8 protein-coding genes and 1 riboswitch are annotated in these 7,245 nt (G+C 57.3%); of the genes, 5 read left to right on the top strand and 3 right to left on the bottom strand.

Annotated features, from left to right (window positions below; genetic code table 11):
• On the bottom strand, window positions 1-1,412 hold a 1,412-nt coding region (locus tag Q0520_RS01840), incomplete at its 3' end, for an AMP-binding protein (RefSeq protein ID WP_298665855.1).
• Window positions 1,413-1,741: 329 nt separating this feature from the next.
• Between Q0520_RS01840 and Q0520_RS01835 the strand changes: the two genes are divergently transcribed.
• A complete protein-coding gene (locus tag Q0520_RS01835; RefSeq protein WP_298665854.1) occupies window positions 1,742-1,960 on the top strand; it encodes a hypothetical protein in 219 nt (72 codons plus the stop codon).
• 70 nt (window positions 1,961-2,030) lie between these two features.
• Here Q0520_RS01835 and Q0520_RS01830 read toward each other — a convergent pair whose 3' ends face one another.
• Entirely contained in the window at window positions 2,031-3,224 is a 1,194-nt protein-coding gene (locus Q0520_RS01830) for a hypothetical protein (RefSeq protein ID WP_298665852.1), read from the bottom strand.
• A gap of 47 nt (window positions 3,225-3,271) precedes the next feature.
• Window positions 3,272-4,249 carry a methyltransferase domain-containing protein gene (locus Q0520_RS01825; RefSeq protein WP_298665850.1) on the bottom strand — a complete coding sequence of 326 codons (978 nt, stop codon included), beginning with the start codon at window positions 4,247-4,249 and terminating at the stop codon, window positions 3,272-3,274.
• Window positions 4,250-4,382: 133 nt separating this feature from the next.
• Between Q0520_RS01825 and Q0520_RS01820 the strand changes: the two genes are divergently transcribed.
• The 4 genes from Q0520_RS01820 to Q0520_RS01805 all read left to right on the top strand — a co-directional run bounded on the left by Q0520_RS01820 (window position 4,383) and on the right by Q0520_RS01805 (window position 6,926).
• The gene (locus tag Q0520_RS01820; protein WP_298665849.1) at window positions 4,383-4,979 is read left to right on the top strand and encodes a DUF5591 domain-containing protein; all 597 of its coding nucleotides are present in this window, start codon (window positions 4,383-4,385) and stop codon (window positions 4,977-4,979) included.
• Between the two features lie 184 nt (window positions 4,980-5,163).
• A complete protein-coding gene (locus Q0520_RS01815) occupies window positions 5,164-5,850 on the top strand; it encodes a hypothetical protein (RefSeq protein ID WP_298665847.1) in 687 nt (228 codons plus the stop codon).
• A gap of 126 nt (window positions 5,851-5,976) precedes the next feature.
• Window positions 5,977-6,041, top strand: a riboswitch (Fluoride riboswitch).
• A 151-nt stretch (window positions 6,042-6,192) separates the two neighbouring features.
• Complete coding sequence (crcB, locus tag Q0520_RS01810; RefSeq protein ID WP_298665844.1) at window positions 6,193-6,576, top strand: fluoride efflux transporter CrcB; 384 nt, start codon at window positions 6,193-6,195, stop codon at window positions 6,574-6,576.
• The gene (locus tag Q0520_RS01805) at window positions 6,573-6,926 is read left to right on the top strand and encodes a DUF190 domain-containing protein (RefSeq protein ID WP_298665842.1); all 354 of its coding nucleotides are present in this window, start codon (window positions 6,573-6,575) and stop codon (window positions 6,924-6,926) included. Before crcB ends, Q0520_RS01805 begins: the two co-directional genes overlap by 4 nt.
• Window positions 6,927-7,245: the final 319 nt, after the last annotated feature.

Here is a 7,245-nt window from a genome sequence, read left to right as displayed (position 1 = left end):
CACTCCTGGACGGCAGGGTGCTCCATGAGGGCCGACTCAACCTCGAAGGGGCCGATCCGGTAGCCGGAACTCTTGATAACATCGTCGTCACGGCCCACAAACCAGAAGTAGCCGTCCTCATCGAAGTAGGCACGGTCGCCGGTGTAGTAGAAGCCTTTCTGGAAGGACTCGGCGTTCGCCTCCGGGTTATCGAGGTACTCGACGATCAGGCCGGGTGGCCTCGGGTTGAGGGAGATGGCGATCCGGCCTTCCTCATATGCCTCGCAGGGTTTGCCGTTCTCGTCGTGGATCTCCACGTGCCACCCGGGTGAGGGTTTGCCCATCGAACCGAGTTTGGGCTTTATGCAGGGGAAGGTGGCGATGGCGCAGACCGTCTCGGTCTGGCCGTAGCCCTCCCTGATGGTGATGCCAGTCCCTTCCTCCCAGATCCTGATCACCTCGGGGTTGAGGGGTTCGCCCGCACTCGTGCAGTGACGGAGTTCGCGGAGGTCGTACTTCTTGAGGTCGGCAAGGATGAGCATCCTGTAGATCGTCGGCGGGGCGCAGAAGGTGGTGACCTCATATTTTTCCATGAGAGGCAGGATCTCGGTTGCCGCAAACTTGCCGCGGATATCGTAGACGAAGATGGCGGCACCGCAGATCCATTGCCCGAAGATCTTGCCCCACCCGCACTTTGCCCAGCCGGTATCGGAGATGGTGAAGTGCAGGTCACGCTCTGTGAGGTCGTGCCAGAACTTTGCGGTGACGATGTGGCCGAGAGGATGGGCATTGTTGTGTAGCACCATCTTCGGTTCCCCGGTCGTTCCCGACGTGAAGTAGATGAGCATCGGGTCGGTGGCCCTCGTCTTCTTCGCCACCGGCATCGAGACCGTCCGGTGCGAGACCGGAGCAGGGTACATCAGTTCGTACGGGAAGTTTGCCCAGCCTTCGAGTTCGCCGTCCACCAGAAAGCGGACCTGGAGAGAGGGACACTCCTTGCAGATCTCCTCGATCTTCCAGGAATTTTCCATGTCGGTGATGACCATCTTGAAGTTCCCGGCATTGATCCGGTACTCGAGGTCCTTCGGCGTGAGGAGGGATGGGCATGGACAGTATACAGCGCCGAGTTTGATCAGAGCAATGACAAAGATCCACCATTCGGGGATCCGGGGGAGGAGGATGAGTACGCGGTCACCCTTGTTAATCCCGTATTTGAGAAGGATATTCGCCGCCTGGTTTGAGAGGTTCATCATGTCCTTGAAGGTGAACTTCCTCTCGTTGCCTTTCTGGTCAACCCAGATCATGGCGAGGCGGTTGCGGTCTTTTTTGGCCCATGCATCAATGACGTCGTAGCCGAAATTAAAGAATTCCGGGACGTCAATTTTAAAATTCGCATAGGTCTCTTCATAGTTCTCCATGTTATGCTCTGCCATGGGATCTGTCCATATAGGTATGGCACGTCACGGTTTTTTTAACTTGTGGGGGGTGAAAGGAGTGGAGCAAGATGTCACCGCCCCTCATTCATGGGTATGACACTGGAAATGCAGAGCATTTCTGCCAGGGAAAATCTTTGAGTCCGTGCGACGGGAGAGAGCGTATCGCCCATGAAGCAGGAAAAAACGTCCGTACAGGTGAGATGGGTCCCCGCCTTCCCCTCTCTACCATGGTCGCCGGCCCTCTCAGAGAGAGAGGCGTACACTCCCGTTCCACGCAATGCATAAATAGGGGCGCGGGAAGATAGCGCGGTACGGGAGGGAGAGTCATGCCGTACAGGTGGAAGAGCAGGAAAGATGTTGATGAAGCGATCGTCGTCATCATGAACACAATGGAGGGCGAGGGTGAATTCCCGGAATGGCTCAGAAGAACGATACAGGCCGCAATTGATGATTCAGAACCCGAGTATGTCAGATACTTCTATGACGAGGTGAAGAGGTTCGCTCCGGTGTCCCTCAAACTCTTTGGTGAGACGCCGGTGGTATGAAGGTTTTACAGACGGGGTCAGGTCACCCCTGCCCCGGTCTCAGTTGATATCTCCCTGCACGACGGAAAGATCAGGATTTGCCGTTTTTCCCCCCGTTTGAATGGGGGTGCTCGACAAAGTACCGCAGAAGCGTCTTTGTCATCTGCGTCCCGAGAGATGGCTTTGTCCCTTCGAGCCAGAGGAAGAACCCGGCCATATGGGGGGTGCGCCTGCTCTCGTACTTAAACCCGCCGTTTTTCGAGGGGACCATCTTGTAATATTCCTTCCGCTTCTTCGACCTGAAGTAGAGGATCGGCCGGCACTCAGGAAGGTTGACTGCAAAGATCACCTTGGAAAAGTCCTTCATGATAGTCTCGAAGGTGAGTGCCTCTCCCTTCATCGTGACCTCGGTGCGCTGGCAGAGCAGGCGGATCGACGGGGGGTACAGGGCGCCGAAGACGATCTTCTTGACGATCGGTGGGATCTCGTCAGGTTCGGTGAGTGCTTCGAGAGGTACGCCTGCGGCCATCTCTTCCAGGACCTTCTCCTTCCTCTCGTCATGGAGATGGCGGTAGTCGAAGGGTCTTTTCATCCTGATGTCAGCGAGGTGGAGGAGTTTCGGGTGAGTGATCGGTTTCCTGGGTCGATAGCGGATCTCGCGGGGGTTAAGCACCTTTTTGATCTCCTCGCAGGACGCCGTCGTGATCAGGACCGAGTCCGGTTCTTTCATGAGACGCTGGATGATGGAGTTCCGCGAGATGTCCACCGACGAGACCAGGATGAAGGGGACGATGGGTTGACCGAAGAGGTAGCCGATGAGCCTCTTTTTAAAGATGATCTCCTGTTCAAACTCCTTCAGGTCGGTCGGCGAGGTGACTACCTCGCTGAAGGCGATGGTGTTCTCCCGGTCGACGAGGAGGAGGTCGACCTCGGCGAGGTCCTGACCGTTGCCGCGGACCTTGATGTCGCCGTAGTTCGAGTAGAAGGTCCCGTTCTGGTCCTGCGAGATCTTCTGCCTGACATAAGGGGCATCGGCCCCTTTTCGCACGATACCTTTGATCAGGTCGCAGTCTGAGACTGCCTCGATCATCATCTCATAGATGAGTCCCTCGTACCACCGCCCTTCGGCGGTCCGCATCATAGAGATGTCATCAGAAAAAAGGTTTTTTTTCTCGGATTTGCGGAGATGACGGGTTGCCTTGAGGGCAAGTGTCCGTGTCGGCTTGATCGTATTGAAATGCGTCCGCAGCCACTCGATCATCTCCAGCCCATTATTCAATGCCATTGGATGTCCTGTCTTTCGTTGTTGTGATCGTTCAGATAGTAAATACGTTATGAATGGTCGGCGGGATTTCCTTTTTCAAGGACCATAACCCTGCGGGTGAGGCTCTTGTGGACCCGCTGTTCATGGAACTGCAGCACGGTAAAGTATTCCCGGGCGATCGGCCTGATGTCGCGGTGGGTGATGACGACGGCCCTCTTCCCGTCCTTGAGTACCCGCCTGATCTCCGAAAGTGCTCCTTCGTAGAGTGCGTTCAGGGTGTCGGCCTTGATGCAGACAGACTGACCGTACGGGAAGTCGGTCACGACGGCGTCGACCGACGAAGACTCGAGAGGGAGGGCGGTGGCGTCCGCGAGCATGAGGCGGGCGGCAGGGACGTTCAGGTGCGAGCCGCGGATCATGAGGGGGTCAAAGTCACTCCCGACTGTCCGCACGCCGATCAACTCTCCTTCGAGGAGCATACCGCCGGTGCCGCAGAAGGGGTCGTACATCACCTCGCCGGGAGAGACGAGGGAGAGGTTCACCATGGTGCGGGCCATCCTCGGCATCATGACACCGGGGTGGAAGAAGGGCCGGGTTGCAGGGCCCCTGATCTCGTAGGTGCTCCTGAGTCCGTCGAGGACGACGCGACCGAAGTAGCAGCGGTCCCCTGATATCACGGCCCTGTAGACCACCTCAGGGGACCGCAGGGAAACGGGGCCCTTGATATGACTCCCGATGAGACGTTCCAGGTCTAACTGGGAGGGGTACTCGCCGGGGCCGGGGATGACTTTCACCCGTGCCGCAAAGGGGCGGTCGGTGGAGAGGGTGAGGTCGTCGAGGAGGGCCGCCAGTGCCGGGGCTGTGGGAGCGCACTCGCCGAGATATTCCATGACAGTATGGGTGAGGGCGAGGCGAGTTGTTGCCGCCGGGTCGAGACACTCTGCCACCGCAATCTGGGGGTGCCTGTCTGTGATCCGGCCCACACATTCGAGTTCGGCAAAGGGGAGGTTTGGGTGCTCTCCTGAGAGTTCAAAGAGCAGTTTCATGACCACCCATTAATAGGGGATTCTCAGATATATAGGGGCGTGCGAGGGCATATGACTACATCACAAAAGTACAGGTGTATTATTCGGTCAAAAGCGGCATCCCCGGAGATCATAACTATTCATTCGGAGCACCATGGCATCTAAGGAGAGAGAACCTATCTGGGGCGGGACGCCTCCCTTCTTCCGCCCGGAGTTCGAGGAGGCCTTCCAGTTCATCATCAGGGACTACACAGTCCCCGAGCGTGATGTCGCCATCTTCCTCCCCTGTTCTGTCCACAAGCCGTACAGCACGAGCCCGAGCCACCGTCTCTTCGACCGGGTGATCGCCGCCGCCATCGCCCCGGAGAGAGTCCATAAGGTGGTCTTTGGTACCTGCGGGGTGGTGCCGCGGGAACTGGAGAGGATGTACCCCTATGCCTCGTACAGGTATATGCTTGGCCGCTCTCCCGACCCGGTGGTCCACCGGTCGTTCCTGCGGATCGAGACTTTCCGCGTCGCGGCGTACCTGGAGAAGACCCGCAGGACGTACAGGCACAGGGTGGCCTACTGCCTCGGCGAGTTCAGGGAGGCGATGAAGGAGGCGTCGGCCCGCACCGGCGTGCCTGTCACCCTCGTGCCGTCCGACGAGACGATCGCCCGGTGCAGGGATCTGACGTTAAAGTTCCCTGACGGCAGTCTGAGCACGCAGGAGTACCTGGAGGAGTTTGCGGCGGTGTTGAAGGGGGTGTGACCCAGTTCTGCACTCCAGAAACAGAATGATGCAGCGCGTGATGAGTGATTTTTTTATTTTTTTGCCGACCTCTCCTGAAAATTTTGTATCATAATGACCTGCCAGCCCGAAGGGGACAGCACAAGGGATATATTGCCGGGATTATCATACCTCCGAACATACCTGCCCGACAGGAGCGCCTGGAATGGACAGATCTGATCTCTTTCCCGTCGTACTCATCGCCATCATCTGCACCGCAGGGTGCACCGGCCTCATGGAGAAGACCTTCACCCTCCCGGACGGCACGTCAGGTCTCCCTCTCTCGTCCGTCTGGGAGGGGGCGGTGGAGGCGACCGGGATAGATGAGACGAGCGCGATGATGAGCAGTTTTGACCTGATCATGGGTGGTGACAGCCGTGTCGTCCTGCTGGACCTCTGTTTCTCCGGTGAGGTGGACGGAGAGCGACGGCACTTCAATGCCTACCTTCATCAGGACGGCACCGTGACGGTCAGACCGATCGCAGAACGTTCTCTCCCGGGCCTTCCCCATCCGGGCACGGTCTTCAGCGACCTCGAAGCCATCGACCCCGGCGCCTCCTTCGGGGAAAATGACTGGACGGTCCACCTGAGAGAGACTCAGGACGTGATCTATGACCGTGCATACATCCCGGTGTACCTCATGGAGAACAGGACACTCGTACCCCTTGACCGGGTCTCGACGGCATCTGCGAGGTCGCCGGTCTTCTACCTCTCGGTCTGCAAGGTCGCCACTCCTGATATGGTCGTGAAGACCGAACACGGAAGCGGTGTCGGGATACGAAACAGGGGAGGCGAGTGCTTCGTCATCTTCACGCCCGGAGAACTGGAGAATACGACATATAAACGAGTATAACCTGGAGAGGACGAGTCTCCTCCTCCAGACCACGAGCGCATGAGATGACACATGCCTTGCAGAGGGGATTATAGTGGATGGGGATACCGCAAACTGCACATATTCCCTTATATCCGAGAAAAGTACAGTAATTTGGGCGATGACGTCCGCCATCAACCGTCCCCTCCGGGACTGATGACGTCTATTTTCCGCCGGACGGACGTGCACGCCATGGGACACCATTACACCTCTAGCTCTTCATGCAGCTGCAGGTCCGTCTGGCAGAGGGCGAAGGGATTCGCCCCGGTCTTCCATGAAAGGATTCATGCGGGCAGGATCTCTCCGCCCGGAGGAACACGAGAGATGCACACATGGATCATTGTGGGCATCGGCGGATTTGTCGGTGCCATACTCAGGTATTTCACCAGCGGGTGGGTGCAGGGGAGTGTCAGCACCTTCCCCATCGGTACCCTCGGCGTTAATGTGATCGGGAGTTTTTTCATCGGGCTTGTCATGTATCTCTTCGAATACGGAGGTTTATTTGACACGGAAACACGGATGTTCCTGACCATAGGCGTACTCGGGGCGTTTACGACCATGTCGACATTCAGTTATGAGTCGTTCCGCCTCCTGGAACAGCAGGCATTCGGGTTCTTCGCTCTCAACGCCCTTGCGACATTTACCCTGACACTTCTCGCCGTTGGAGCGGGAAAAGTTGCGGCAGGTTATATGGAGGCTGCACTATGAAACTCGGAAAAAATGCACAGGCAGTTCTTCTCCGTATTTACATCGGGGAGTCTGAAAGGTATGAGGGAAAACCCCTCTCCCGTTATCTCATCGAACTCTTCAGGAAAGAAGGGTTTTACGGGGCGACCGTCCTTCGCGGCATCGCCGGGTTCGGCAAGACCAGCCGGGTCCACACACACTCTATTCTCCGTCTGTCTGCAGACCTCCCGGTCGTCGTGGAGGTCGTGGACTCGCGGGAGAAGATCGAGGAGATCAAGCCAGTCCTGGAAGAGATCATCAGCGGGGGTCTGGTCACCGAGGAAGAGGTGACGGTCTGCTTCTATCGCGGGGACGACGGGGAAAGAGAGTGATCACCAGATACCAGGAGAGGGGCCTGTTCCCACAGACTCTTCCAGGATCATATCGCTCCGGAAGGCCATTGACCGTGCGGCACGACACTCACAGGCGTGTCACCGCCAGGGAGAGACTCTATTCTCATCTCTGAGGCAAGGAGTACACCTGATGTTCAGGACAGGCCGGAAGGATGGAGGAGAGGTCTTCCTCCCCGCCACTCGAAGACCGGAAATGCTATTTTCGTTCCTGAAATAAGACTATACCATCATGAAAATGTCGGCCAGGCGTTTTGTGAAGGTCTCCCTCCTCACACTCTGCACTGTCGCCGCCGTACTC

This window comes from uncultured Methanofollis sp. (assembly GCF_937919355.1).
Lineage (GTDB): Archaea > Halobacteriota > Methanomicrobia > Methanomicrobiales > Methanofollaceae > Methanofollis.
Note: the sequence above shows the minus strand (reverse complement) of the source record. Positions and strands in the feature narration are given on the sequence as shown.